The organism is Enterobacter sp. RIT637, assembly GCF_019718755.1.
Classification (GTDB): Bacteria; Pseudomonadota; Gammaproteobacteria; order Enterobacterales; family Enterobacteriaceae; genus Enterobacter.
Genome location: NZ_JAIHAZ010000002.1, coordinates 585,860 through 609,427 on the forward strand (window position 1 = coordinate 585,860; position 23,568 = coordinate 609,427).

General features: G+C 54.9%; 23 protein-coding genes. 4 read left to right on the top strand and 19 right to left on the bottom strand.

What is annotated here, in order from left to right:
• Positions 1-19: 19 nt before the first annotated feature.
• The 5 genes from K5E19_RS06335 to K5E19_RS06355 are packed head-to-tail and all read right to left on the bottom strand — an operon-like array spanning position 20 to position 5,247.
• On the bottom strand, positions 20-982 hold the full coding sequence (locus K5E19_RS06335) for a spore coat U domain-containing protein (protein WP_221550422.1): 963 nt from the start codon (positions 980-982) through the stop codon (positions 20-22).
• On the bottom strand, positions 979-3,363 hold the full coding sequence (locus tag K5E19_RS06340) for a fimbria/pilus outer membrane usher protein (RefSeq protein ID WP_221550423.1): 2,385 nt from the start codon (positions 3,361-3,363) through the stop codon (positions 979-981). The genes K5E19_RS06335 and K5E19_RS06340 overlap by 4 nt, the downstream gene beginning before the upstream one ends.
• A complete protein-coding gene (locus tag K5E19_RS06345; RefSeq protein WP_221550424.1) occupies positions 3,339-4,097 on the bottom strand; it encodes a molecular chaperone in 759 nt (252 codons plus the stop codon). The genes K5E19_RS06340 and K5E19_RS06345 overlap by 25 nt, the downstream gene beginning before the upstream one ends.
• A gap of 16 nt (positions 4,098-4,113) precedes the next feature.
• The gene (locus tag K5E19_RS06350; protein WP_221550425.1) at positions 4,114-4,662 is read right to left on the bottom strand and encodes a spore coat U domain-containing protein; all 549 of its coding nucleotides are present in this window, start codon (positions 4,660-4,662) and stop codon (positions 4,114-4,116) included.
• A 12-nt stretch (positions 4,663-4,674) separates the two neighbouring features.
• Positions 4,675-5,247: a spore coat protein U domain-containing protein gene (locus K5E19_RS06355; RefSeq protein ID WP_221550426.1), complete on the bottom strand. Its 573-nt coding sequence runs from the start codon at positions 5,245-5,247 to the stop codon at positions 4,675-4,677.
• Between the two features lie 430 nt (positions 5,248-5,677).
• Between K5E19_RS06355 and K5E19_RS06360 the strand changes: the two genes are divergently transcribed.
• Positions 5,678-6,937 carry a dicarboxylate/amino acid:cation symporter gene (locus tag K5E19_RS06360; RefSeq protein WP_182400802.1) on the top strand — a complete coding sequence of 420 codons (1,260 nt, stop codon included), beginning with the start codon at positions 5,678-5,680 and terminating at the stop codon, positions 6,935-6,937.
• Between the two features lie 105 nt (positions 6,938-7,042).
• Here the strand turns inward: K5E19_RS06360 and cheW are convergent, their stop codons facing one another.
• From cheW to flhD, 6 genes are all read right to left on the bottom strand, one after another.
• A complete protein-coding gene (gene cheW, locus K5E19_RS06365) occupies positions 7,043-7,546 on the bottom strand; it encodes a chemotaxis protein CheW (protein WP_010432502.1) in 504 nt (167 codons plus the stop codon).
• Between the two features lie 19 nt (positions 7,547-7,565).
• Positions 7,566-9,590: a chemotaxis protein CheA gene (gene cheA / locus K5E19_RS06370; protein WP_221550427.1), complete on the bottom strand. Its 2,025-nt coding sequence runs from the start codon at positions 9,588-9,590 to the stop codon at positions 7,566-7,568.
• Positions 9,591-9,594: 4 nt separating this feature from the next.
• Complete coding sequence (gene motB, locus K5E19_RS06375) at positions 9,595-10,524, bottom strand: flagellar motor protein MotB (RefSeq protein ID WP_126545465.1); 930 nt, start codon at positions 10,522-10,524, stop codon at positions 9,595-9,597.
• The gene (gene motA / locus K5E19_RS06380; RefSeq protein ID WP_008500417.1) at positions 10,521-11,408 is read right to left on the bottom strand and encodes a flagellar motor stator protein MotA; all 888 of its coding nucleotides are present in this window, start codon (positions 11,406-11,408) and stop codon (positions 10,521-10,523) included. Before motA ends, motB begins: the two co-directional genes overlap by 4 nt.
• Positions 11,409-11,531: 123 nt before the next feature.
• Positions 11,532-12,116 (bottom strand): flagellar transcriptional regulator FlhC, encoded by a 585-nt coding sequence (gene flhC, locus K5E19_RS06385; protein WP_172411157.1) that lies wholly within the window; start codon positions 12,114-12,116, stop codon positions 11,532-11,534.
• On the bottom strand, positions 12,113-12,463 hold the full coding sequence (flhD, locus tag K5E19_RS06390; protein WP_010432485.1) for a flagellar transcriptional regulator FlhD: 351 nt from the start codon (positions 12,461-12,463) through the stop codon (positions 12,113-12,115). The genes flhC and flhD overlap by 4 nt, the downstream gene beginning before the upstream one ends.
• A gap of 794 nt (positions 12,464-13,257) precedes the next feature.
• Between flhD and uspC the strand changes: the two genes are divergently transcribed.
• Complete coding sequence (gene uspC / locus K5E19_RS06395; RefSeq protein ID WP_221550428.1) at positions 13,258-13,686, top strand: universal stress protein UspC; 429 nt, start codon at positions 13,258-13,260, stop codon at positions 13,684-13,686.
• Between the two features lie 15 nt (positions 13,687-13,701).
• Here uspC and otsA read toward each other — a convergent pair whose 3' ends face one another.
• The 6 genes from otsA to K5E19_RS06425 form a co-directional block, all read right to left on the bottom strand.
• A complete protein-coding gene (otsA, locus tag K5E19_RS06400; RefSeq protein ID WP_221550429.1) occupies positions 13,702-15,126 on the bottom strand; it encodes an alpha,alpha-trehalose-phosphate synthase in 1,425 nt (474 codons plus the stop codon).
• Positions 15,101-15,904 carry a trehalose-phosphatase gene (gene otsB, locus K5E19_RS06405; protein ID WP_221550430.1) on the bottom strand — a complete coding sequence of 268 codons (804 nt, stop codon included), beginning with the start codon at positions 15,902-15,904 and terminating at the stop codon, positions 15,101-15,103. Before otsB ends, otsA begins: the two co-directional genes overlap by 26 nt.
• Before the next feature lie 152 nt (positions 15,905-16,056).
• The gene (gene araH, locus K5E19_RS06410) at positions 16,057-17,037 is read right to left on the bottom strand and encodes an L-arabinose ABC transporter permease AraH (protein ID WP_221550512.1); all 981 of its coding nucleotides are present in this window, start codon (positions 17,035-17,037) and stop codon (positions 16,057-16,059) included.
• A 14-nt stretch (positions 17,038-17,051) separates the two neighbouring features.
• The gene (gene araG, locus K5E19_RS06415) at positions 17,052-18,566 is read right to left on the bottom strand and encodes an L-arabinose ABC transporter ATP-binding protein AraG (protein WP_221550431.1); all 1,515 of its coding nucleotides are present in this window, start codon (positions 18,564-18,566) and stop codon (positions 17,052-17,054) included.
• 70 nt (positions 18,567-18,636) lie between these two features.
• Positions 18,637-19,626, bottom strand: a complete 990-nt coding sequence (gene araF / locus K5E19_RS06420) for an arabinose ABC transporter substrate-binding protein AraF (RefSeq protein ID WP_049006600.1) — start codon at positions 19,624-19,626, stop codon at positions 18,637-18,639.
• 316 nt (positions 19,627-19,942) lie between these two features.
• Positions 19,943-20,500 (bottom strand): DJ-1 family glyoxalase III, encoded by a 558-nt coding sequence (locus tag K5E19_RS06425; protein ID WP_221550432.1) that lies wholly within the window; start codon positions 20,498-20,500, stop codon positions 19,943-19,945.
• 505 nt (positions 20,501-21,005) lie between these two features.
• On the opposite strand from K5E19_RS06425, the gene K5E19_RS06430 reads away from it, so the two are divergent.
• Together K5E19_RS06430 and K5E19_RS06435 are read left to right on the top strand one after the other, a co-directional pair.
• Entirely contained in the window at positions 21,006-21,509 is a 504-nt protein-coding gene (locus K5E19_RS06430; protein WP_221550433.1) for a non-heme ferritin-like protein, read from the top strand.
• Positions 21,510-21,659: 150 nt separating this feature from the next.
• The gene (locus K5E19_RS06435) at positions 21,660-23,003 is read left to right on the top strand and encodes an anaerobic C4-dicarboxylate transporter (RefSeq protein ID WP_216357612.1); all 1,344 of its coding nucleotides are present in this window, start codon (positions 21,660-21,662) and stop codon (positions 23,001-23,003) included.
• A gap of 39 nt (positions 23,004-23,042) precedes the next feature.
• Here the strand turns inward: K5E19_RS06435 and K5E19_RS06440 are convergent, their stop codons facing one another.
• On the bottom strand, positions 23,043-23,294 hold the full coding sequence (locus K5E19_RS06440; RefSeq protein WP_006176098.1) for a DUF2766 family protein: 252 nt from the start codon (positions 23,292-23,294) through the stop codon (positions 23,043-23,045).
• A gap of 106 nt (positions 23,295-23,400) precedes the next feature.
• Positions 23,401-23,484, bottom strand: coding sequence for a stress response protein AzuC (azuC, locus tag K5E19_RS06445; RefSeq protein ID WP_003859682.1), 84 nt, complete (start codon positions 23,482-23,484; stop codon positions 23,401-23,403).
• Positions 23,485-23,568 lie beyond the last annotated feature (84 nt).

Here is a 23,568-nt window from a genome sequence, read left to right on the forward strand (position 1 = left end):
GAAAGGGAAAAGCGCGGGGTTAAAACGCCACGTCGACAATCAGCGTGTCGGTGTAGGCTCCGGCGGGCGGCGTGGCCTGGCTGGTGAGGACTTTTGCGGTGTAGTTATAGGTGCGCAGTAAACCGTCGGTACTGACCTGCGACGACGTCGCGCTGCTCCAGCGCTCGCTGCCGCTGCCGCCCCAGCGGTTGCCGCTGGCTTCTTTATAAATGTCATAACTCAGGGTGTTACTGCCGCTGACCATCCGGCGGACGTTATTGAGGGCGTTGGCACCATTATTAATGCCGATGGTGTAGGTGCTGCCTTTGGTACAGGTGACGGCAATGGCCTGCGAGACGGCAGGGAAACTTTGTACCAGCGGCGCGCTGTTGAAGTTCACGTCCGGCGTGGTCATGGCGCTGCAGTCGTTGGTGACGGTCATGTTAAGCAGAATACTGGTCGTTGCGGTACCCGACTGGGGAGATGTACACAAGCTTCCAAGACCGACGGCGCAGACGTTGTAGCTGATGCTGAAGGTCAGCAGCACCTGGTAAGGCCCGGCAGTCACGTTTTGTCCGGGGACGGTGCGAAAATAGAGTGGTATGTTGTACCGTTTTGACCCGAGCAGCCCCAGCAGTGTGTTCCCGCTCCAGGTATACGAATTACTTATCTGCACCTCGCTGCTGCTCGCGCACCCGGATAATCCGCACAGCCGGGTAGGGATCACATCCGCGATGGCCGCATTATCCGTGCGCTTCATGGTGGCGCGGCTGTTGCCCGAAACCGATGCCGAGGTGTAGTTCAGGGTCACCGAGTCGTTGGTCAGTACATTGAGCACGGCGTCACACGCCACCACCAGCGTGCCGGTGGTTTCCACCTCTCCGGTTCCGCTGAGCGCGAACGAGGTGACGCTGCCAAACGACGCATTAACCGTACTGACGGTACACGCCGCCCAGCCGCCGCCGGAGAACAGCAGCAATATCAACAGCAGCAGGCGCGTCATGGCCCCTCCCGGCACACCAGCGGACCGTAGGTTTGCAGCTTGTGCTCCGGATTGGCCCCCACGGTCAGCGTGGCTTTACAGCGCTTTCCGTCAGGTGCTATCACCTCAAGCGGGTTCACATCGCTGAGATTTTCCAACCAGGCGATACCGTCATATCCCACCACCGCATTGCTGCGCGAGGCGCGTCGGACCTGGCTTCCCACCGGCAGCGCCTGCCCGTGCGCATCATGCAGAATAACGCTGGCCACCCGCTCCTGCTCCATTGGGAAATCCACCAGATAGCCGCTGTGACGGCGAATGGCGATCCGCCGTTCGGTCTCTTTCAGGCGGGTATCCGCGGGCAGATTCAGGGTATCAATCCGGTAGCTTGCCGGGTAATACGCCGACACCCCGCTGACCAGCAGGTAGCCGTTGTTATTGGTTTTACCGACGGGCTGGTTCTCATAGCTAACGGGCACATCAGGGTGGCCGTCGGTACTGATGACCACAAACGCATCGTTGATCTTATTCGCCGCAAACAGCTCGCCGTCCATCAGCACAACGGATCCCATCGCCTCGCCCCACCAGGTCATGGTGTCCCTTTCGCCATAGCCGCCGCCCTGCAGCTCTATGTTGTTATTGCGCCAGCCCAGCGTCCCCTGTTGATAATCGCTGGATCTTGACTGGTTGGCCCACGCCATGTTCCAGCTGAACCCGCCGTCAGAAGGCATGGCGTGGTTGTAGTTAATGCGCTGGGTACTGCCTGCGTCCGGGGTATTTTCGAGGGTGACGGCAGCGCTGTCGCGCTCACCGAGCGGCACCTGTAGCGACAACGCGACGGTCCAGTCTCCGCGCTGTTGATCCCGGCTGCCAGCGAGGTAAATACTGCTCGCCCCCCACAGGTTGCGGCTCCAGGAGAGGTTCAGCAGCTCGGTTTTTTGACCGTCAAAACTTTCCACGCCGATCCAGGCCGCGCCGATGTTGCCGTACTGTCCCAGATTGAAGGTCAGAGAGTACTGGTCCGTATTGCGGCTGAAGCTGGCGATGGGTTTATCGTTTTCGTCGTAGATGGTCGGCTGGTCGTAGAGGGCGAGATTGCCAAAGCCGCGGTCGCGACGCGTGTGCTGGGTGGCGGCGCTAAACTCGCTGGTGCTGTACTGGTAGCCCCAGTTGATTTGCCCACCCTCGTCACCGCGCATGCGGCTTTGCGAGTAAGAGGTATTCACCACGCCAAACTGGCCGAGTTTTACCACCGTTCCCGCCCCGCCCAGCGCCAGCTCCTGCGCCCCTTCCGCGTGCCCCTCCAGCGTCAGCCAGTCCGTCATCCCGTAGCGATACGAGCCGCTGCCTGCCGCTGAACCGTAGTCAAAATTCTTGATACCGTAATTACGCCGCAGGCTGCCCAGGGTGACGGCGCCGTCGCTCAGCCCTTGTTTTAGCAAGTCGCTGGTGACGTAAAACGGGAGCGTGGTGCTTACCTGTCGCCCCAGCGTGTCCGTCGTGACCAGTACCGCATCCCCGGCACCGTTGATATAGGGCAGATTTGTCAGGGTGAAGGGGCCAGGCTGAAGCTGGGTTGAACCGGAGCGATAGCCGTTGATAAAGAGATCGACCGAGGTGGGTACCGCGGCTTCCCCCGCGAACTCGGGCAGCGGCCACGTCACCAGATCGGGGCGCAGGGAGAAATCCCGCCCGACGCTGATCCCCCCCATCCGCACGCTGGAGCTCCAGCTCAGGGCATCGCTGATCACATCCCCGACGCTCCAGCTCATCGCGTCATCTTCGTTAGTGAACAGCAGGGTCGTGTCATAGCGAACATACCCTTCCTGCTGGCCGTCGTTGCCGGTGAAGTTTTCTCGGGCGTAGCCGGTGGAGGAAAAGGAGCCGTTCTCGTTGAAGTAGCGGAACTCATGCCAGAGCGACGCCTGACCGCCGATATGTTCCGTGTGGTTGGTGTAAAGATCGTAATTCAGCAGCGCCCCGCGCCCGAAGTGCGGTTTGGCCTGCGCCGTTTGCGCGCTGAAAGGGGTCACGCGAGCCGTCACCCAGTCGCGGGGAACGGTCAGCAGCAGGCGCTGCGCGGCGCTGTCGTACTCCGCCCGAACCCGATCAAGCGAGGAGAGATTCACCTCTCCGGTGGGAACATGCGCAGGCGGCAGCCCCGCGCGCAGCAGGTCAGCGCTGGAGATAAAGAAAGCGCCTTTACGCTGCGTCACGGGTACCACCAGGCCGGTATCGTAGTGGTTGACCACGAGAGCAAGCTGGAAGACCGCCTCATCATTGATCGCCTGCGCCTGAGGAGGCGGCGGCAAACTGTCGTCGCCGGGCTCGGCCAGGGTCGCGGAACTGACGCACAGCAGTATCATCATCGCTGGCTTCAGTTTACGGGCGTCGACTGCCATTGTGCGTCCCTGGCATTAATCTGCGCGCTCATCCGCTCTGGCTGACGAACGCCAGCGGGTATCGGCCAGCTGCGGGTGCTGCCCGGAAGGACGTAGCCCAGTAATCCCTCCGCTACCGTGCGTTTCTGCCCCCCCTGCTCCAGCGCCACCTGGCTCAACCTGACGTGGACATCACCCCGGTTTCGGACCTCCAGCGCGGGCTGTCCACCCGCCTGCGTCACCCGCCAGCTCAGGTTCTGGGTCTCCGCCAGCGCGTGATGCGCGCCCTCTTTTATGGTCGGGATCCCCTGCCCATACACGAACAGAGGAATGGAGTAGCGCATCTGCAGCTTGAGGCCGATAGCGGGTTCAGCTTTGGCGTCAGGCTGGGGAATTTCATCCACTATAATGCGATAGGCCTGTTCGACCCCTGCGGGCACTGAAGCCTGTTTAATCAGGCGAATAAGCTGCTTGCTGCCGGTGCCGATCGTGACGATGGGCGGGCTGGCGACCACGTCCTGCTGCGCGGTATAACGCTCGTGTCCGTCCTCCTGCTTCCAGCGCACGATGCGGACCTGCATCGTCGTGGCGCTGTTTCCCTGGTTCTGGATCCACAGTTCCGTGGCGTTGGCGTCGGCAGCAAGCCACGGGTCAATCGGCCAGAGCAGAATAGTAGCCGCCGCCTGTGCCTGCCCGGTTGCCGCAGCCATGCCCAACGCGCCCGCAAGACAAACGGGTCTGAAAAATGGCTTCATCAACACTCTCCCTTTATTACCATGACAAGGTCACGGTGAGCTGATCGGAATAGGTTCCCGCCGGGCTAAACCCGGTCAGTAGCGCCACGCCGAAAAGCGGCAGCGCGATGTTATTGCTGTTGGAATAGGTCACCGGTATCGCCTGGTTGACGCCGATTTCGCTGTTGGCGGCCAGCGAGCTGCTGCTGTAGAGCCGGTACGGCACCAGTTCTGTTCCACCGGATCGCTTCATCCGACGAACGGATGAATAATTTTGACCGCCGTTAATGCTCATGCTCAGCGCCACACCCGGCGTACAGGCGATGGACAGCGCCCCGTTTGGCACAAAGCTGGTGCTGACCGGCGCGCTCTCGACGCCGTTATGACTGCCAAAATCCAGCGTGCCGAAAAGCCCGCCGCTACCGGTAGCCACCGCGCATCCTGGTACAATCGTCGCGCTGACCTTAAAGGACTGAGACGTCACCGCACCCGCCGTGGGCATCATCAGCGATACGACGATCAGCGTGAAAAAAGGCTGCACGCATCCCTCTGCGCGTTTGCGCAGACGTGTCAAAGTTGCCTTCATGGCGGTGCTGAATTAATAGGTGACGCTGACGTTAATCGTGTCGGTGTAGGTCCCCGGTACGACCGTCACGCTGTTGCCGCCGCCGGTAATACGCCCGTAGAGGGTGTAACTGTCCACCCCTCCGGTCGTAGAGGCGATCGGCAACGCGGCGTTATTGGCAATCACGGTGTTAAATCCGCTGTCGCTGTACAGGCTGTAAGCCACACCCTGCGCCGTATTGGACGTGTTAACCAGATAGCGCGCCGGGGTTCCTGGCGTACCGACAACGGTGCCGGGGGCCGTAGAGTTGGTATTGCCGACGACCGCCACCGTATAGCTGGCGGTCGTGCACTGAATGGTGAAGGTGTTTCCGCCGCTGGCACCGGAGAGCTGCGTGGTCAGGGTAGAAAACGTGGCGGGATGGGTCCCGAAATCGAGCGTCCCGAAGTTAATGCCACTTTGCGCGGGCGATCCGTTTATCAGACACCCGTTTGTCAGCGTCAGCGTCGCGCCGATGGTGCCGCTGCTGGTCACGGCCAAAGCCTGAGGGGCCATTGTCGCAGCCAGTAACGAGCCTGCGCAGATCAAAAGGCGTTTTCTTTTCATTTACCACTCTCCAGAAGACGTCGCCGTTCCCTTGCCACATTTTATTTTTGCTGTTCAAGATGTTAGCCCCGCTTAACGCTCCTCCGAGGGGGGTTAATGAGAATTTAGTTTACGGATATCGCTTCGACCACCTGCCCCTTCCCACATCAGGCATATGCCCTATTGACTCGTTATTTTTATAAATAACAGAGAGTTAAATTTATTCAGGCAGCGATTTTGTTTTCTGAAGAGAGAATATATCCATTAAAGTGTGATCTTAATCACAATATATCGTCAGGGCATTCACAACAAATTTAATAAAACTTAAAAAGGAGTTGTATCCCCCTACACTTTGCGTCAATTTATGGGCCGAATAATTTCCCGCTTCGTAATAAAAAATTTATATGTATCGACGCGGGCTACATCTGAAGCGCATAGAGGGTCTTTTTTCGTGGCAAGTGCAAACAAACTCACACTCTTCATCGTGATATTCATGCTGGCGGGTATTCTTTCAGGGGCAGCAATTCATGAATATGCATCTGCGGATGCCATCAAAGCCTGGTCGGATAATATTACCCTTCTGACCGATATTTTCCTCCGCCTGATCAAAATGGTCATTGCCCCGCTGGTCTTTAGTACGCTGACCGTGGGCATTATGAAGCTGGGCGAAACCTCCACCATTGGCCGCGTTGGCGGCAAAGCGATGGTGTGGTTTATCAGCTCATCCGTGCTCTCGATTCTGGTGGGGCTGTTTATCGTCACGCTGGAGCATCCGGGAAGCGGTCTGAACCTGACGGTTCCGACAGAAGCGGTGGATACCGGCCTGGCCGTCAGCGGCATGACGCTGAAAGCCTTCCTGTCGCACACCATTCCGACCAGTATCGCAGGGGCGATGTCGAACAACGAGATCCTGCAGATTGTGGTGTTCTCAATGTTCTTCGGCATTGCTGGTGCATCGCTGGGGCAGAAATTCAACGCGCCGCTGGTGGCCGCGCTGGATGTGGTTTCCCATATCATGCTGAAGGTCACGGGTTACGTGATGTACGTTGCGCCGCTGGCCATTTTCGCGGCGATCTCCTCCGTCATCGCTACGCAGGGCCTGGGCATTCTGCTGAACTACGCCTCCTTTATCGGCGGCTATTATGTGGCGATCCTGCTGACCTGCATGGTGCTGCTGGCCGTCGGTTACATGGTGCTGAAAAAAGAGGTGTTTCGCCTGGTCAGCATGCTGAAAGATCCGGTTCTGGTGGCCTTTACCACCAGCAGCTCTGAAGCCGCCTACCCTAAAACGCTGGAACAGCTGGAGCGTTTTGGCTGCTCGCGCAGTATTGCCTCTTTCGTGCTGCCGATTGGCTACTCCTTCAACCTGGTGGGGTCGATGGTGTACTGCTCTTTCGCCTCGATGTTCATCGCCCAGGCGTACAACATTCACCTGAGCTTCTCTGAAGTGACGGTACTGATGCTGACCCTGATGCTGGCGTCAAAAGGCATTGCGGGCGTACCGCGTTCATCCCTGGTGGTGCTGGCAGCGACGATCCCAAGCTTCAATATTCCGGTGGCGGGTATTTTGCTGCTGATGGGCATCGACCACTTCCTGGATATGGGCCGCTCGGCGATTAACGTGCTGGGGAATGGCATTGCGACCGCGATGCTGTCACAGAATGAAGGTGCGCGGGAAGCTGAAGCGGATCTGGTGGAGCAGGAAGCGTAAGGATGTAAAAAAGGGTGAGGCCTGATGCCCTCACCCCAGCCCTCTCCCACGGGGAGAGGGAGCAAACACAAAAAACGGCAACCTGGGTTGCCGTTTTGCATTTACCTACGCTACGTGACTCGCGGCGATATCCAGCAGCGCCATCTCGTCGCTGTTCAGCAGCTTCTCAATGTTCACCAGAATCAGCATACGCTCGCCGAGCGCGCCCAGGCCGGTCAGGTATTCGGTCGACAGCGTAACCGCAAACTCCGGCGCCGGACGAATTTGGTCAGAGGTCAGGGAGAGCACGTCAGATACGCCATCGACCACGATCCCGACCACGCGCTGTCCCAGGTTGAGGACGATCACCACGGTGTTGTCGTTATACTCCACGTCGCCCTGGCTGAACTTCACGCGCAGATCGACGATTGGCACGATCACGCCGCGCAGGTTGGTCACGCCTTTGATAAACGCAGGCGTGTTAGCGATGCGGGTAACCTGGTCGTAACCACGAATTTCCTGCACTTTCAGGATATCGATGCCGTACTCCTCATCGCCCAAAGTGAATACCAGGAATTCCTGCCCTGATGGCTCGCCCGCCAGCTTCGTTACATTACTCATACCGGTCATGTTTTTACCTTCTACTTAATCAGGCGGCTGTGTACGCCACACGTTGTTCACGATTTAATCCCTGAAGCGCCGACACATCGACGATCAGCGCCACGCTGCCATCACCCAGAATGGTCGCAGCAGAAATCCCCGGCACTTTGCGGTAGTTGCTTTCGAGGTTCTTCACCACCACCTGGTGCTGACCAATCAGCTGATCGACCAGCAGCGCGTAGCGGCGGCCCGCGCTTTGCAGGATCACCACGATGCCCTGCGTGGCTTCAGTTTTCGCGCCGTCCACTTCGAACACTTTCCACAGTTCAACCAGCGGGAGATACTCACCGCGCACTTCCAGCACGCGCTCGCCGCCCGCCAGCGGATGTAGATCTTCTTCGCGCGGCTGCAGGGACTCCATCACCGCGTTCAGCGGCAAAATGAAGACTTCGTCAGCCACTTTGACTGACATGCCGTCGAGGATCGCCAGCGTCAGCGGCAGCAGGATGCGAATGGTGGTACCAGAACCCTGTTTAGACTGGATCTCAACGTGGCCGCCCATCTCCTGGATGTTACGTTTCACCACGTCCATGCCCACGCCACGCCCGGACACGTCGGTCACCTGCTCGGCGGTTGAGAAGCCCGGCGCGAAGATCAGCATGCCCACTTCTTCGTCGGTCATGTTTTCGTTAACCGCCATGCCCTGCGAAATCGCTTTTGCCAGGATGCGCTCGCGGTTCAGGCCCGCGCCGTCATCGGTCACTTCGATGCAGATGTTCCCGCCCTGATGTTCCGCAGAAAGAATCAGGTTTCCGACAGGAGATTTCCCCGCCGCCACGCGGTTTTCCGGCAGCTCAATGCCGTGGTCGAGGCTGTTACGCACCAGGTGCGTTAACGGATCAATGATGCGTTCAATCAGGCTCTTATCCAGCTCGGTGGAGCTGCCCATCAGCGTCAATTCGATCTGCTTATTGAGCTTGCTGGCCAGGTCGCGCACCAGGCGCGGGAAGCGGCTGAAAACATATTCCATCGGCATCATACGGATGGACATCACCGATTCCTGCAGATCGCGGGCGTTACGTTGTAACTGACCCATGCTGGTGATGAGATCGCCGTGGGTTACCGGGTCGAGTTCGTTAGAACGCTGTGCCAGCATCGACTGGGTGATCACCAGCTCACCGACCAGGTTAATCAGCTGATCAACCTTCTCAACCGCCACGCGGATGCTGGTGGATTCGCTGGAGCGCGCGGCCGGTTTTTCACCGCGGGCAGGTGCAGCCGTATCTTTCGGCACGGCCTTCAGTGCAGGCGTGGCCGGTACGACGGCAGGTGCAGCCGCTTCAGCGACCTCTTCCACCGCGACTGGTGCATCGGCTGCCGCGGTTTCAGTTTCAAAGGCAATTTGGTCGGCTTCGATAACAAAGCACAGCACCGCCACGATATCGTCCTGACTGATACCGTCATCGAGCGTCGCGGCAAGGCTGTCTTTGCCTTTCACCACGTTGCTCAATGTCGCCAGGTTGCCCAGCTCTTCTTCGAGAAGGTTAACTTCGCTCTCTTTAAGACGGGACAACACCACGCGCAGTTTCGCCGGGCGGTCGGCAACGGGCGCAGCGTCCTGTGCAGCAATGGCATCAACAACGCTCAGCTTCGCCGCCGGTACGGCAGCGACCACGTCGCCTTTTGCTTCCAGCGCCAGCTGGCGCAGTGCATTGCAGATGTATTCAAAGCTGGCGGCATCAGGCTCTGCCGAACTTTTATAGGCGTCGAGCTGTTCCTGCATAATATCTTTGGTTTCCAAAAACAGGTTGATAATGTCGGTATTGAGCTGCATCTCACCGCGTCGTGCTTCATCCAGCAGGTTTTCCATTAAATGGGTCGTTTCCTGCAAAATGGTAAATCCAAAGGTCCCTGCACCACCTTTAATAGAATGGGCTGCACGGAAAATGGCATTGAGCTGTTCTGAATCCGGTGCTTCAGGCACCAGGTCCAGCAGGTGTTGCTCCATATCGGCCAACAGTTCATCGGCTTCATCAAAAAATGTCTGGTAAAAATCGCTAATATCCATGCTCACGCTATCACCTCGGATTGGCTGGTGGCGATGTTGGAACGGCAGCCGAAGGAACGGCCCCAGGCTGTTTTAAATCGTCCAGTGACTCATTCTGACTTTCGGCGTTTTCGTGCAGGATGGCCTGCTCCGCCTGCTGGTTCAGCACTAAAAGACTGATACGACGGTTGATGGCGTCGTCCGGCCCGCGGTCGGTGACGCGCATGGTTGCTGCCATGCCGACCACGCGCAGAACCTTGCCATCATCAAGCCCACCCGCCACCAGCTCGCGACGCGAGGCGTTGGCACGATCGGCAGAAAGCTCCCAGTTGCTGTATCCCTTCTCACCGCTGGCATACGGGAAGTCATCCGTGTGGCCTGACAGGCTGATTCGGTTAGGAATGCCGTTCAGGACCGGGGCAATGGCGCGCAAAATATCGCGCATGTACGGTTCGACTTCCGCACTGCCGGTTTTAAACATCGGGCGGTTCTGGCTGTCGATAATCTGAATGCGCAGACCTTCCTGCACCAGATCGATCTTCAGGTGTGGGCGCAGCGCGCGCAGCTTCGGGTCCGCTTCAATCAGCTGATCGAGATCGCCACGCAGTTTCTTCAGGCGCGCCTGTTCCATCCGTCTTTTCAGATCGTCGATGTTCGGCTCTTTTTTCACCTCACCCTTCTGCTGGGTGTAATCGTCGCCACCGCCAGGAATGGGGCTCTCGCTGTTCGAAATGCGCGGCCCGCCGGTCACCGCCGTTGCCAGCGGCGTTCTGAAATATTCCGCAATCTGGATCAGCTCTTTCGGGCTGGAGATGGAGATCAGCCACATCACCAGAAAGAACGCCATCATGGCAGTCATAAAGTCGGCGTAAGCAATTTTCCACGAGCCGTGGGAACCGTGTCCGTGCCCCTTATGCTTGCGCTTTTTTACGATGACGATCGGATGGGACTGGTTTTTCATGCGTCCTCAGTTGTCGTCTGTTGGTTTGGGTTTTTCACCGCACGCACGTGTTCTTCAAGCTCGATAAACGACGGACGCTCGCTGGAGTACAGCGTTTTACGGCCAAATTCGACGGCGATTGGTGGTGCGTAACCGTTGAGGTTGGAGAGCAGCGTGATCTTCACGCACTGCATCATTTTGGTGGTTTCCGCGCTCTTCTGGCGCAGCACGCTCGCCAGCGGGGAGATGAAACCGTACGCCAGCAGAATACCGAGGAAGGTACCAACCATCGCGTGGGCAATCAGCGCCCCTAACTCTGCTGCCGGACGATCCGCTGAGGCCAGGGCGTGAACCACCCCCATTACCGCTGCAACGATACCAAACGCCGGAAGCGAGTCGCCCACCAGCGCCAGGCTGTTGGCCGGCACTTCAGATTCGCTTTCGTGGGTTTCGATCTCTTCGTCCATCAGCGCTTCAATTTCGAAGGTGTTCATGTTGCCGCTGATGATGAGGCGCAGGTAATCGACGATAAAATCCAGCATCATCGCGTCAGCCAGGATGCGTGGATAGCTGGCGAAGATTTCGCTCTCTTTCGGGTTTTCGATGTCACGCTCCAGCGAGAACATGCCCTGCTGACGCGACTTCGCCATCAGGCGATAGAGCAGCGCCAGCAGATCCATGTACATGCTTTTGGTGTATTTCGAGCGACGGAACAGCAACGGAATCGCTTTCAGCGTGCCCTTGATCGATTTACCGTTGTTACCAACGATAAAAGCCCCTACCCCTGCACCGCCGATGATAATAAGTTCAGCCGGTTGATAGAGTGCTCCAAGGTGCCCGCCGGTCATCATGTAACCGCCGAAAACTGTACCGAGAACTACCAGGTAACCTAATAAGATAAGCACGACATCATCCTTCCGCTAGTGACTAAGGCAGGACGTTCATTTCGACAGCGTTACCGGAATACGGGGTAAAAAAAAGCAGCGGTAATTGCTTACCGCTGCTGGAATCTTGCCCACGCGTTCGGGTTAAACAGCTTGTTCGATCTGTTCATCCAGCAGTTGTGGAATAATATCGGCAGCATCCCGGGAAAGTTTACGTCTTTTTACGGCGCGGGATGGAGGCTGGCATAAACTACAGGCGAAGCTGCCAGCAGGCTGATGAGCATGGGTAATAAAATTGCCATCGCAGCAGTTGCAGCGAGACAGTTCAAGCATTCCGCTTTCAACAAAACGCACCAGCGTCCATGCGCGGGTCAGTGCCAGCAGGGGTCCATCTTCCTGCTGAGGGCATTGTTCAAGGTAAAGTTTATACGCTTTGATCACGGCATCGACGCCGCTACACAAACCGGTTTTCAGAAGGTACTGCCAGGCGTTACAGAACATTGATGCATGGATATTCTGTTCCCAGGTCATAAACCAGTCCGTTGAGAACGGCAGCATTCCTTTAGGCGGTGGACTACCACGTAATTCTTTATACAGTTTGATGAGACGACCACGGCTCAGCTGAGTCTCGCTTTCCAGCATTTGTAAACGAGCACCCAGCGTAATCAGCTCCATTGCCAGCTGTATATCACGCGCTTCCTGAACAATGCTTTTCTCGCTCATTTTTATGCCCTTTTCTTACGGGCAACGTCATCAGGCTGGCTGATTTCGCTGAGCAATCGTGTGGAGAGAAGAATACCGGTATGGACCTGTTGAAGATCGTCAACACGGGATTCCTGAGTCAGACGCGTGATTGTCTGCGGATTATCAAAGCGGAACTGGCAAACGAGTTGATTCGTTTCTGCCAGCTTGACCATCTGCGGGAGTGTTAAGCCACCCAGCATAGTTGCCATCTCTTCGTTAATACCCAGACGAAACATCGCGGACGCTTTGTCCTGACTAATCAAACGCTGCGCGAGCAGTAAATATGACAAATTGATGTCATAGATATGTTTTAGCAACTCGGATGTATGCATTGTTCCCATCCCGAATAACCAACTATTATTTTTATGCGGAAAGACCGCACCCCGTGATGTCGCCGGGAAATCACCCGGTATAAAAAAGAAAAGGCTAAATGCATAGTTGAATTTAGGTTTGTATTCAGCAAAACGTACAACAGCTGAAACGCAGCTGCGCCTCATATCGTTTTATCATTTCTTACAAATAACTAAGATTTTTCCTAATTCGACGCAAACTCTACTCGTCAGTTTTGACACATACAATGCAGCCATCCTCAAATTTAAAAAAAATGTGATCTACGTCACACAATTTAAGTGAATATTCTCCATAAATCCATCAGTATGACTTGTAATTTGGTCAAAATTTAACCAAACGAGACTGTTTTATATTCTTGAACAGCGAATACTCATGCATGCGCATGAACAGATACGGCATAGCAATTGCTTTTTCTGCTTATATTGACTACATCAATCATTCACATCGCGTACATCTGACGGTCACACTTTCATTACGCAGTAAAAACATAGAGTTAGGAAAAAAGCGCATAAGATTTATTTCACTGCGTGATCATTCAAATTGTGTTTATAACAGGTTAAAACGATTTAACACGACTGACTAAAAAAAGTGTGATTTACGTTAAGTTGTTAATTTTTTTCATTTAGACACAGTTTGCAATTATTCTTCTTATAAGAATAATTAATGAATAATTATGATAAGCTTCACACTAATGCCCTATTCCCCCCTTGCGGAAGTCTTGAAATCGCGGTAAAGCTGAAGAAACCTTGTTGTTCAGACATCAAAGGAGTGCGTGATGAGTTACACCCATCTTCTTGTTTCTGTTGCGGTTTCGCCAGAAAGTCATCAACTCGTCGCCCGTGCCGTTTCTATCGCCAGACCCACCAATGCCCGCATCAGCCTGATCACACTGACGGCCGAACCCGAAATGTACAATCAACTGGCGGCGCCCATGCTGGAGGATATTCGTGAGGTTTTGCAGGAAGAAACACAGCAGTTTCTGCGAAAGCTGGTAGAAAAGGCGCAATATCCTGTTCACCAGACCATTATTGCTACCGGGGAATTAAACGAACATATTCTTAGCTTGTGCCAAAAACAGAATATTGATTTGGTGATCTGCGGTAATCATAACCAAAGCTTTTTTTCGCGCGCGGCATGTTCGGCGAAATCGATTGTCGCCTCAAGCCAGGTGGATGTGCTGTTAGTGCCTCTCGGGGGCCGATAAAGCCCCCGAGGAAAATCATGCCAGTTTAGGGAAAGTCGCGATCTTTTTTTGCAGCTGCCCCTCATGGCTCTGCGGTTCAATTTCACGTAGATCGTCTATAAAACGAGCCTGCCAGTGGTTAATGTCATTTTTACGGATAGTCTCCATCATTTCAGCATGACGTGATATACGCTCCGCGAGCGGCATGGTTAAGGCGCGATGGAGAGCATTCGCGACGTCATCGCGATCGTAAGGGTTAACGATGAGTGCTGAAGTAAGCTCATTCGCCGCACCGGCAAACTGAGACAGCACCAGTACCCCGGGGTCCGCAGGATCTTGTGCTGCAACATACTCCTTTGCCACCAGATTCATCCCGTCACGCAGGGGCGTCACCAGCCCGACGTCCGCGTAGCGGAAGACCTTCATCAGGATCTTACGTTCAAAGTGTTGATTCAGATAGAAAAGGGGTGTCCAGCCCAGCTGTCCGTAGCGGCCGTTGATGCGCCCTGCTTCGGTCTCCAGCTGGTGACGAATATCCTGATAAGCCTGCACCTCGCCGCGCGACGTCGGCGCTATCTGCGTATAGCGAATTTTGCCGTGATGCTGCGGATATTTCTCCAGTAACGTCTCATACGCCAGGAAGCGCTCCGGTAACCCTTTGGAGTAATCGAGGCGCTCTACTGAAAAGATATTCTTAACGTTTTTCAGCTCATTTTTAAGCTGCGCCAGTTTTGGCGGCAGTGGGCCAGACGCTTGTTCGGCAATCTCTTCCGGCTCGATGCCGATAGGATAAACCTCCGTATGGAAGGTTTTACCCCAGGCTGCGTGCGATTTCCCACCCTGTGTAACCAGCCGCGTTTTACCCGACACGCTGTCGAGGAAGGCCAGCCTGTCATTTTCGGTCTGGAACCCCAGGAGATCATAATCGGACAGAGCTTCCAGGATCTCATCGTGCTGCGGAAGCGCAGTGAAGATCTCCGGCGTCGGGAACGGAATGTGCAGGAAGAAGCCGATACGATTATTGACGCCGCGTCTTCTGAGCTCTCTGGCAAAGGGCAGCAGATGATAATCGTGGATCCATAAAATATCGTCTTCCTGGATTAACGGCAGCAGTTTATCCGCGAGCAGCGCATTGACGCGCATATAGCCTTCATAAGACTCGCGCTGGAATTTAACCAGGTCCAGGCGGTAGTGGAAGGCAGGCCACAGCACGGCATTGGAGAACTCCGAATAGTATTCGTTATAGTCCTGCTCGTTCAGGGCGAAAGAGGCCCACGTAATGTTGCCGCGCGAGACTTTCTTAAGCGGCTTGTCTTCGTTACTGATTTCCCCACTCCAGCCAAACCAGAGTCCTCCAGCGGCTTTTAGGGCACCTAATACCCCCACCGCCAGGCCACCCGCGCTGGCTTTTTTATCATCCGGCGGTGCAATGCGATTAGAGACGACGATTAAGCGACCCATATAGATTTCTCCCGTTGTGTTGCGCTATTTGTTGTTGTTGCTGGTTAGCGACGTCAGATATCCACTGCCAGACGCTGGCGACGCTTTCCAGCCGCCATCCGGCACACGTTTCTCCAGGCCCGACTTTGACAGACATCCCGCCGGCCTTGTTTACCACCATAAACCCGGCCTCATCGGTCAGGTCATCCCCCAAAAATACTGGCTTACGCCCCTGAAAAGGCGGCTCGGCCATAAACGCCGCAATGGCAGCGCCTTTGTTGATCCCTGCTGGTTTTATCTCAATGACGCACTTCCCCGGCTGTAACGCGAGTTCCGGGTGCGCATCGGCCACGCCGCGGGCGATGGCAAAGACTGCCGCTTCATGATGCGGTGCCTGACGATAGTGCAGAGCAAAGGCCATACCTTTGGCTTCCAGCTCGGTACCCGGCAGCGCCTCCAGAGCAGATGAGAGATGAATATGCAGCGACTGAATTAAGGCAGCGGGGAGTGAGACAATATGCTGTTGATCATGGATATCGCGGCGCTCCGCTCCGTGTACACCGGCTAGCGGAAAGTGATATGGACTGGCGAGCACGTCCAGCTCGGCCATTGAGCGCCCTGAAATCAATGCCAGTGCTCCCTCGTTCATCCGCGAGAGCTGCTGCAAATTCTCTAACACCGTATCCGGTACGACGACCTCATCTGGATGCGGCTTTATCCCGGCGAGCGTTCCGTCGAGGTCAAAAAAGAAAGCAAATTTTCCGGGCAGTACAGGCGGTGCGGTTAACAAGTCAGCCACCCTTTTCCTCCTTACAGTGATTAAACAGCCATGTAAGTATAGACAGTGTGACGGTGCTCGCCATTTGACAACCGCCCCGTCAGTAAAACTGGCGGGGCGGTTAAGGGGTCAACTATGGTTATTAGTTGAGCAATAAAAAGCGTGGAAAGGCGTTAACCGGTACGCTTCGCTTTTTGCTTGTAACGGTCGAAAATCACGGCTGCGAGCAGGATCAGACCCCGCACCACGTACTGCGAGAACGGCGAAATATTCAACAGGTTCATGGCGTTCTCCACCGTCCCCAAAATCAGGATACCGGCCACCACATATGAGATTTTTCCGATGCCGCCTTTCAGGGAAACGCCCCCTAAAACGCAGGCAGAGATGACGATCAGCTCATAACCAATGGAGGTCATCGGCTGGCCGCTGGTCATGCGCGACGCCAGGATGATCCCCGCGGCTGCGGAGACCAGACCGGAGAGCACAAAGATAATGATCTTGGTGCGCACCACCGGAACACCCGCCAGGCGCGCCGCCTCTTCATTCCCGCCAATCGCCAGCGTGTTACGGCCAAACGTGGTGCGGTTAAGCAGGAAGCCGAACAGGATCAGGCACCCGACCGTCAGCCAGATTGGCGCAGGCAGACCCAGCCAGTTGGCATAGCCCAGGGTAAAGAAGCGCTCGTCTTCAATCCCCACGGCTTTCCCGTCGGAGATGATATAGGCCAGACCGCGCACAATTTGCATGGTCGCAAGCGTCGTGATCAGGGCGTTAATCTTCAGGCGGGCAATCACAAACCCGTTCACCAGGCCGCTCAGCACGCCGAGCATTAGCCCTGCAAAGACGCCAATCCACAGGCTCTCGGTCATGTTGATGACGACGGCCGTGGTCACGCCTGCACAGGCAATCACCGAGGCCACCGACAGGTCAAAATCGCCCGACGCCAGGCAGAACAGCATGCCGCAGGCCACCATGCCGGACATCGAGATTGCCAGCCCCAGCCCCTTCATATTAATGAAGGTGGCAAAGTTCGGCACAAAAATCGCGCAGGCGAGAAACAGCGCGGCAAAGACCACCAGCATACCGTACTGGTCCCAGATGCGGCCAAAACTGAAAGCCGACTTCGGCGCTCCGGATGTAGTTACAGAGGACATCATTGACTCCTTACTCAGGCGACAGCCTGGCTAACTTTAGGCATGGCGAGACTCAACGCCTGTTGTTCATTCGCCTGTTCATGCAGCAACTCACCGGCAATTTCACCTTCACGCATCACGACGATGCGGTCGGCAACGCCAAGCACCTCAGGCAGATCGCTGGAGGCGAACAGCACCGCCACGCCGCGTTTTGCCAGTTCATAAATCACGTTGTAGATTTCGTGTTTCGCCCCCACGTCGATACCGCGCGTCGGCTCATCCAGCAAAATGACCTTCATGTCTTCCGACAGCCAGCGGCCCAGAATGGCTTTTTGCTGATTACCGCCGGAGAGGTTCATGATCAGCTGCTCCGCACCCGGCGTTTTGATGTTCAGCGAGCGGATATGGTGGTCGGCGTTGCTCGCTTCCCAGCCGTCATTGATCAGGCACCCCGCGCGGATGTATTTGCGTCTTGCAGAGATATTGATGTTGTCGCGCACCGAGTGGACCGGAATAATCCCCTCCGCCTTGCGATCTTCCGGGCAGAGCATCATCCCTGCATTGATCGCGTGAGCGGGCTTCTGGATATCGATTTTTTGCCCGTCGATGAAAACCTCTCCTTGCGTTATCCGCGTGCCGCCAAACAGCCCTTTCATCAGCTCGCTGCGCCCTGCCCCGACAAGGCCAAACAGCCCGACGATTTCACCGCTGCGCACCGAAAGAGAAATCGGCGTGCGCACGCCGGGCGCTTTAACGCTATCCAGACGCAGGCGCTCCGGGCCGTACTCGCGCGGCTGCCAGTGGTAAATATCCCCCAGCTCGCGTCCGACCATCGCCTGAACCAGCTGGTCATGGTTAACCTGTGCCATGTCACTGAACGTCCGCACGTAGCGACCGTCCTTAAACACGGTGATGGCATCGCTTAGGGCAAAGATCTCCTCCATACGGTGCGAAACGTACAGAATGATGCGGCCCTCTTTGCGCAGCTCGCGGATCACGCGGAACAGATTTTCAATTTCACGGGCGGAGAGCGAACTGGTCGGTTCATCAAAGGCGATAATCTTGGCGTTACGCGCCAGCGCCTTGGCAATTTCAACCATCTGCCACTGGCCGATGGAGAGATATTTCAGGGGCGTTTGCGGATCAACATCCAGCCCAAGGTGTTTTAGCTGCAGCCCCGCTTCGTAATTGAGTAGCGAACGATTCACCACGCCGCTTTTGTGCGGAAGCTGACCTAAATAGATGTTCTCCGCCACGGTCATTTCAGGAATGAGGTGCAGTTCCTGATAGATGATGGCAACACCGGCATTGAGTGCCGCCGTCGTATCGGCAAACGCCACTTCTTCGCCGCGTATCGCCAGCGTGCCGGTTGTGGGGGTGTAGTTACCGCTGAGAATTTTCAACAGCGTGGATTTTCCCGCGCCGTTCTCCCCCATCAGCGCGTGAACCTGACCGGCATAGCAGTCGAAGCTAATATCGGTCAGCGCGTTAACACCGGGGAACGTTTTCCCGATGCCGCGAAAAGAGAGATAGGGATCAGACTGTTGCATAACGACTCCGTGATTCCTGTAGTGTGTACGTCTGGCCCCTCAGGTGAATGAGGGGCACAATCACAGCGTATTACTTACCGCCCAGTCCTTTTTTCGCCAGCTCCTCTTTGAAGTTGTCGCGGGTGATCAGCACCACGTCGGTCACTTCGGTGAATTTCGGCGGTTCAGCCCCTTTGGTCACCCAGTTGTAGAGCATTTCACTGGATTTGTAGCCGTGAACGTCCGGGCTTGGCAGCAGCGAGCCGTAGAAGCCGGTCGCCTGCGCTTTAGACAGTTCGCTGACCGCGTCCACGCCGTTGATGCCGATGCCGATAACGTCAGGCGCTTTGAAGCCCTGGCCTTCGGTTGCGCGCACGCCGCCCAGCACGGTATTGTCGTTCATGCCGACCACCAGCCAGTGTTTGACTTCCGGATGCTGAACCAGCATAGAGTTAGCCGCGTCGAAAGCGCCCGGGATGTCGTTAGACTTGGTGGGAACTTTGTAGATCTGCTTTTCCGGGAAACCGGCCGCTTTCAGGGCGTCCATTGAACCGGTAGTACGACGACGCGCCGTGTCCAGCTCGTCAGCGGTAATCGCCATTACGCCGGTTTCTTTTACATCCCAGCCGCGTTTTTGCATCTCTTTATAGAGTTCCTGGCCCTGACGTTCGCCGATTTTGGTCGCCGCCATCATCACCAGCGGGACGCTGTCCATCGGCTTACCTTTGGCGTTCACGAACTGGTCATCAACCGCAATGACCTTCATGTCGTAACCACGTGCTTTGGCGGCAATCGCTGAACCCAGTTTCGGGTCCGGGGTACAGATAACAAACCCTTTCGCGCCGCTGGCCGCCAGGCTGTCGATGGCGTTCAGGGTTTTTTCACCGTCCGGCACGGCGATTTTAATCACTTCAAAACCTAAATCTTTTCCGGCTTTATCGGCGAATTTCCACTCGGTCTGGAACCAGGGCTCTTCAGGCTGTTTAACCAAAAAACCGAGTTTTAAATTTTCAGCGATAGCGGATTGTGACATAACGGCAGCCAGGCCGATGGCCGCCAGCGCTTTAGTAAATTTGTGCATGGTAAACTCCAGCTTTAGCAATCTTTTCTGTAGGGAATATTTGCGTGCTTCTTATTTAATCGGACTTAAAACAAGACATTAGCGCTTACCTCGTCATAAGCGTTAGTGCTGGTGATAGTTTTAGCGGGAAATTAATCATCCATAAGAGAGCGGCATCACACCGCAGAATTACAGTAATTGCGTACATAAATTCAGCGGAAAATGACATAAAAACGGCAGGAATTGTCTGACAATTAAAAGGGGGTTAAGCAGAATAATCCATAAGATTAGCCAAGAAGTCCCTGACAGCCGGACGCCATCACGTCCGGCAGGGAAATTACCAGGCGTAATAGATGTGATCCGCGTGATCGCGAACAGGGTCTTCGTCTCCCAACAGGCGAGCCGAAAGGGTCAGCGCAAAGTCAAACGCGTGGCCCAGGCCTTTACCGCTGATCAGGTTTTTATCCTCGACGACCGGTGCATCCACGTATTCACCGTCCGTTACGGTTTCCCATAAATCTCCCGAGCAGACGTAACGGCGTCCTTTGAGTAATCCGTTACCGCCCAGCACGCGCGCTGCGGCAGAACAGAGGGGACAAATTAATTTTCCACTTTCATCATGTGTGGACACAAAACGTATGACTTCCCGACTGGCGGCCAGATTGACGCTCCCCTGCGGCCCTCCGGGTAACACCACCGCATCGTAAAGCGTGTTCAGACGTTCGGATAACGTACAGTCTGCCACCATCGGGATGTTATGGTAGCTCACCACCGCCCGAGATTCTGCGCAAGCCAGGGTTTCCACCTCAATATTCAACCGACGCAGAATATCAATCGTAATAATTGCTTCTGCTTCCTCAAAACCAGGTGCCAGCAGCACCGCAACGTTCGCCATGTTAACCTCAGTGAATGGATCGCATTAAAACAGTGTTTCATTTTTACAAAGTCATCGGGAACAATCCTGCATGACGATCACATTACTGTCATTTCGTCAAAAATTGATTTAGCGCAATTTTACGCCCAAAGAATATATTTTGAATTAATCATGCATATTTGTTCTATTCGCAGAATAATCTGTTAACAGACTATTTAATAAGGTATGTCCAGAGCAATAAATATATCAATAACGTGCAAAATCAACCACTTACAAAGATGTTAATTTATATCTACCTGTTTGAATTTCTGTACTATATTAAAATTTGTAATGTAAGGTAAATACAGCTTAATTAAGAGTTTTCTTAATCAAAAGACAAGGGTATGCTTATTTATATCGAACACAGGATGTGAATATTCGGTCAATTCCGTCAATGCAGAAATGCCTTCTGCCATGTGATTTTATCTACCTGCCGGGTCAGGTTTAGCTGCGGACATCACGTCCCACGGTCAATAAGGATATGAGTATGACTACCCAAACGATGATGCAAAAACTGAATGCCCAAATGAACCTGGAGTTCTACGCCTCCAATTTGCACCTGCACTTGAGCGCGTGGTGCTCCCAAAACAGTCTTAATGGTTCAGCCACGTTCTTTCGTACTCAGGCGCAAAGTAACGTCACGCATATGATGCGCGTCTTTAACTTTCTGAAAGCTGTAGGGGCGAACCCTATCGTAAAAGCCCTGGACACAATCGACGATAACTACTCTTCGCTGGAGGAATTGTTCCAGAAAACGCTTGAAGAGTATGAACAGCGCTGCAGCACGCTCAGCAAACTGGCTGATGAAGCCAAAGCGCAGCACGACAGTATTACCCTGAAATTCCTGCGTGATATGGACAAAGAGCAGCAGCAGGACGGTACGCTGCTCAAAACGCTTGCGGACGAACTCCGCAATGCGAAGCATGCCGGTTTATGCCCGGAGCAGACTGACCGTCATCTGCTCGACATTGTCACCGTTCAGCGCCACTGAGCGCGACTGACCTGCTCCTGACCGGGGCAGGTTCCTTCCCACAACCTCCTGCTTTGTCTGAGATTTAACAAATCAGATCTTGCTCCCAATGAATAACCACACATCGTGTAATGATTTATTTAATTACATAATGTTTGACGAGGGAGCATCATGATCACCATTGAGTTTATTGTTGTTATTGCCTGTCTGCTGGTCGGGACCCGCTTTGGCGGGATGGGACTGGGGCTAATAAGCGGTATTGGCCTGTTTATCCTGAGCTTTATTTTTGGGCTTCAACCCGGCAAACCGCCGGTTGACGTGATGCTGACCATTCTTGCGGTGATTGGCTGTGCTGCCACCCTGCAGACTGCCGGTGGTCTGAACGTGATGATGCAGTTCGCCGAGCGTCTGCTGCGCAAACACCCGCAGCACATCACCCTCCTCGCCCCCTTCACCACCTGGATGCTGACCTTTCTGTGCGGCACGGGCCACGTGGTGTACACCATGTTCCCCATCATTGCCGATATTGCGCTGAAAAAAGGGATCCGCCCGGAACGCCCTATGGCGGTAGCCTCCGTGGCCTCGCAAATGGCTATCACCGCCTCACCTGTATCGGTCGCGGTTGTGTCGCTGGTGTCCATTCTTGGCGCGCAGCACGGAATCGGTCACGCGTGGGGGATCCTGGAGATCCTCGCCGTTTCGGTTCCTGCCTCGCTGTTTGGGGTGGCGATTGCGGCCCTGTGGAGCTTGCGTCGCGGCAAAGATTTAGCGGATGACGTGGAGTTTCAGGAAAAACTGAAAGATCCGAAACAGCGGGAATTTATCTATGGCAGCACGGAAACGCTCATGAATCAGCGCTTCCCGAAACAGGCTTACTGGTCAACCTGGATCTTCTTCACCGGGATTGCCATCGTGGTTCTGCTGGGTGCCCTGCCTGAATTGCGCCCTGCTTTTGAGGTAAAAGGCAAAATGGCGGCGCTTTCGATGAACCTGGTCATTCAGATGATGATGCTGATTGCTGGTGCCGTCATGCTAATGGCCTGCAAGGTGAATGCCTCTGCCATCTCGAACGGTGCGGTGTTTAAAGCGGGAATGGTAGCGATCTTCTCGGTGTTTGGCGTGGCGTGGATGAGCGATACCTTTTTCCAGGCGCATCTGGATGAGCTGAAAATGGCGCTGGAAGGGGTCGTGAAAAGCCACCCGTGGACCTATGCCATCGTGCTGTTTCTGGTTTCTAAACTGGTGAACAGCCAGGCGGCGGCGTTAACTGCGGTTGCGCCGATGGGGTTAATGCTGGGCATCGATCCCAAAATGCTGATTGCCTTCTTCCCGGCCTCCTACGGCTACTTTGTCTTACCGACCTACCCCAGCGATCTGGCCTGCATCGGCTTTGACCGTTCAGGCACCACCCGCATCGGCAAATTTATTATCAACCACAGCTTCATCCTGCCGGGGCTGATCGGCGTGAGCTGCGCCTGCGCAGCGAGCTACCTGCTGGTGCAGACCTTCTTCTGACAGCTTCTCGGGCGACTGATACGTCGCCCGCTTCACGGCTTAGTGAGACTCGCCCTGCGGGGTGAATCGCAGCTCAATCAGCGCGATGGCTTTCTGGATTGCGCGCAGCGTAACCGGATCGGCCGCCGCGGGATGGCTGGTAAAATCGATATTTTTCAGCTGGGTCGACATTTTTTCACGCACTTCAACAGGCGCGATAACGTCAATCACATCAAGGATTTGCTTAATAACCAGCTGACAGGCAACGACGTCAGAGACCAGTTCCTGATCGGCGCTCAGGTTTTGTGACATGGGGTTTCTCCTTAGTTAAAGGCCGCCATAGTAGCAAACCGCACGCCCTTTCATCTCTTTCTCGTCGCCTCCAGGCATAAAAAAACCTGCCGAAGCAGGTTTTTTATCAGAACATCGCGCCCGGTGGGACGTCTTTGAAAGTCGTGCAGTAGTTAGCCCACATGCTTTTCAGGATTTTGCGCAGTTTCATTATGATGCTCCAGTAACGTGTTATGCAGGTGTTATTGTCAATGCGCTTATAATATGACCACCATCACAAAAATCAATCATTTTG

What these genes read in the sequence shown, in the direction of transcription:
- K5E19_RS06335 (WP_221550422.1), bottom strand. Translation starts at nt 982, where the DNA reads ATGACGCGCCTGCTGCTGTTGATATTGCTGCTGTTCTCCGGCGGCGGC.
- K5E19_RS06340 (WP_221550423.1), bottom strand. Translation starts at nt 3,363, where the DNA reads ATGGCAGTCGACGCCCGTAAACTGAAGCCAGCGATGATGATACTGCTG.
- K5E19_RS06345 (WP_221550424.1), bottom strand. Translation starts at nt 4,097, where the DNA reads ATGAAGCCATTTTTCAGACCCGTTTGTCTTGCGGGCGCGTTGGGCATG.
- K5E19_RS06350 (WP_221550425.1), bottom strand. Translation starts at nt 4,662, where the DNA reads ATGAAGGCAACTTTGACACGTCTGCGCAAACGCGCAGAGGGATGCGTG.
- K5E19_RS06355 (WP_221550426.1), bottom strand. Translation starts at nt 5,247, where the DNA reads ATGAAAAGAAAACGCCTTTTGATCTGCGCAGGCTCGTTACTGGCTGCG.
- cheW (WP_010432502.1), bottom strand. Translation starts at nt 7,546, where the DNA reads ATGACCGGTATGAGTAATGTAACGAAGCTGGCGGGCGAGCCATCAGGG.
- motB (WP_126545465.1), bottom strand. Translation starts at nt 10,524, where the DNA reads ATGAAAAACCAGTCCCATCCGATCGTCATCGTAAAAAAGCGCAAGCAT.
- flhD (WP_010432485.1), bottom strand. Translation starts at nt 12,463, where the DNA reads ATGCATACATCCGAGTTGCTAAAACATATCTATGACATCAATTTGTCA.
- uspC (WP_221550428.1), top strand. Translation starts at nt 13,258, where the DNA reads ATGAGTTACACCCATCTTCTTGTTTCTGTTGCGGTTTCGCCAGAAAGT.
- otsA (WP_221550429.1), bottom strand. Translation starts at nt 15,126, where the DNA reads ATGGGTCGCTTAATCGTCGTCTCTAATCGCATTGCACCGCCGGATGAT.
- araH (WP_221550512.1), bottom strand. Translation starts at nt 17,037, where the DNA reads ATGTCCTCTGTAACTACATCCGGAGCGCCGAAGTCGGCTTTCAGTTTT.
- araG (WP_221550431.1), bottom strand. Translation starts at nt 18,566, where the DNA reads ATGCAACAGTCTGATCCCTATCTCTCTTTTCGCGGCATCGGGAAAACG.
- araF (WP_049006600.1), bottom strand. Translation starts at nt 19,626, where the DNA reads ATGCACAAATTTACTAAAGCGCTGGCGGCCATCGGCCTGGCTGCCGTT.
- K5E19_RS06425 (WP_221550432.1), bottom strand. Translation starts at nt 20,500, where the DNA reads ATGGCGAACGTTGCGGTGCTGCTGGCACCTGGTTTTGAGGAAGCAGAA.
- K5E19_RS06430 (WP_221550433.1), top strand. Translation starts at nt 21,006, where the DNA reads ATGACTACCCAAACGATGATGCAAAAACTGAATGCCCAAATGAACCTG.
- K5E19_RS06435 (WP_216357612.1), top strand. Translation starts at nt 21,660, where the DNA reads ATGATCACCATTGAGTTTATTGTTGTTATTGCCTGTCTGCTGGTCGGG.
- K5E19_RS06440 (WP_006176098.1), bottom strand. Translation starts at nt 23,294, where the DNA reads ATGTCACAAAACCTGAGCGCCGATCAGGAACTGGTCTCTGACGTCGTT.
- azuC (WP_003859682.1), bottom strand. Translation starts at nt 23,484, where the DNA reads ATGAAACTGCGCAAAATCCTGAAAAGCATGTGGGCTAACTACTGCACG.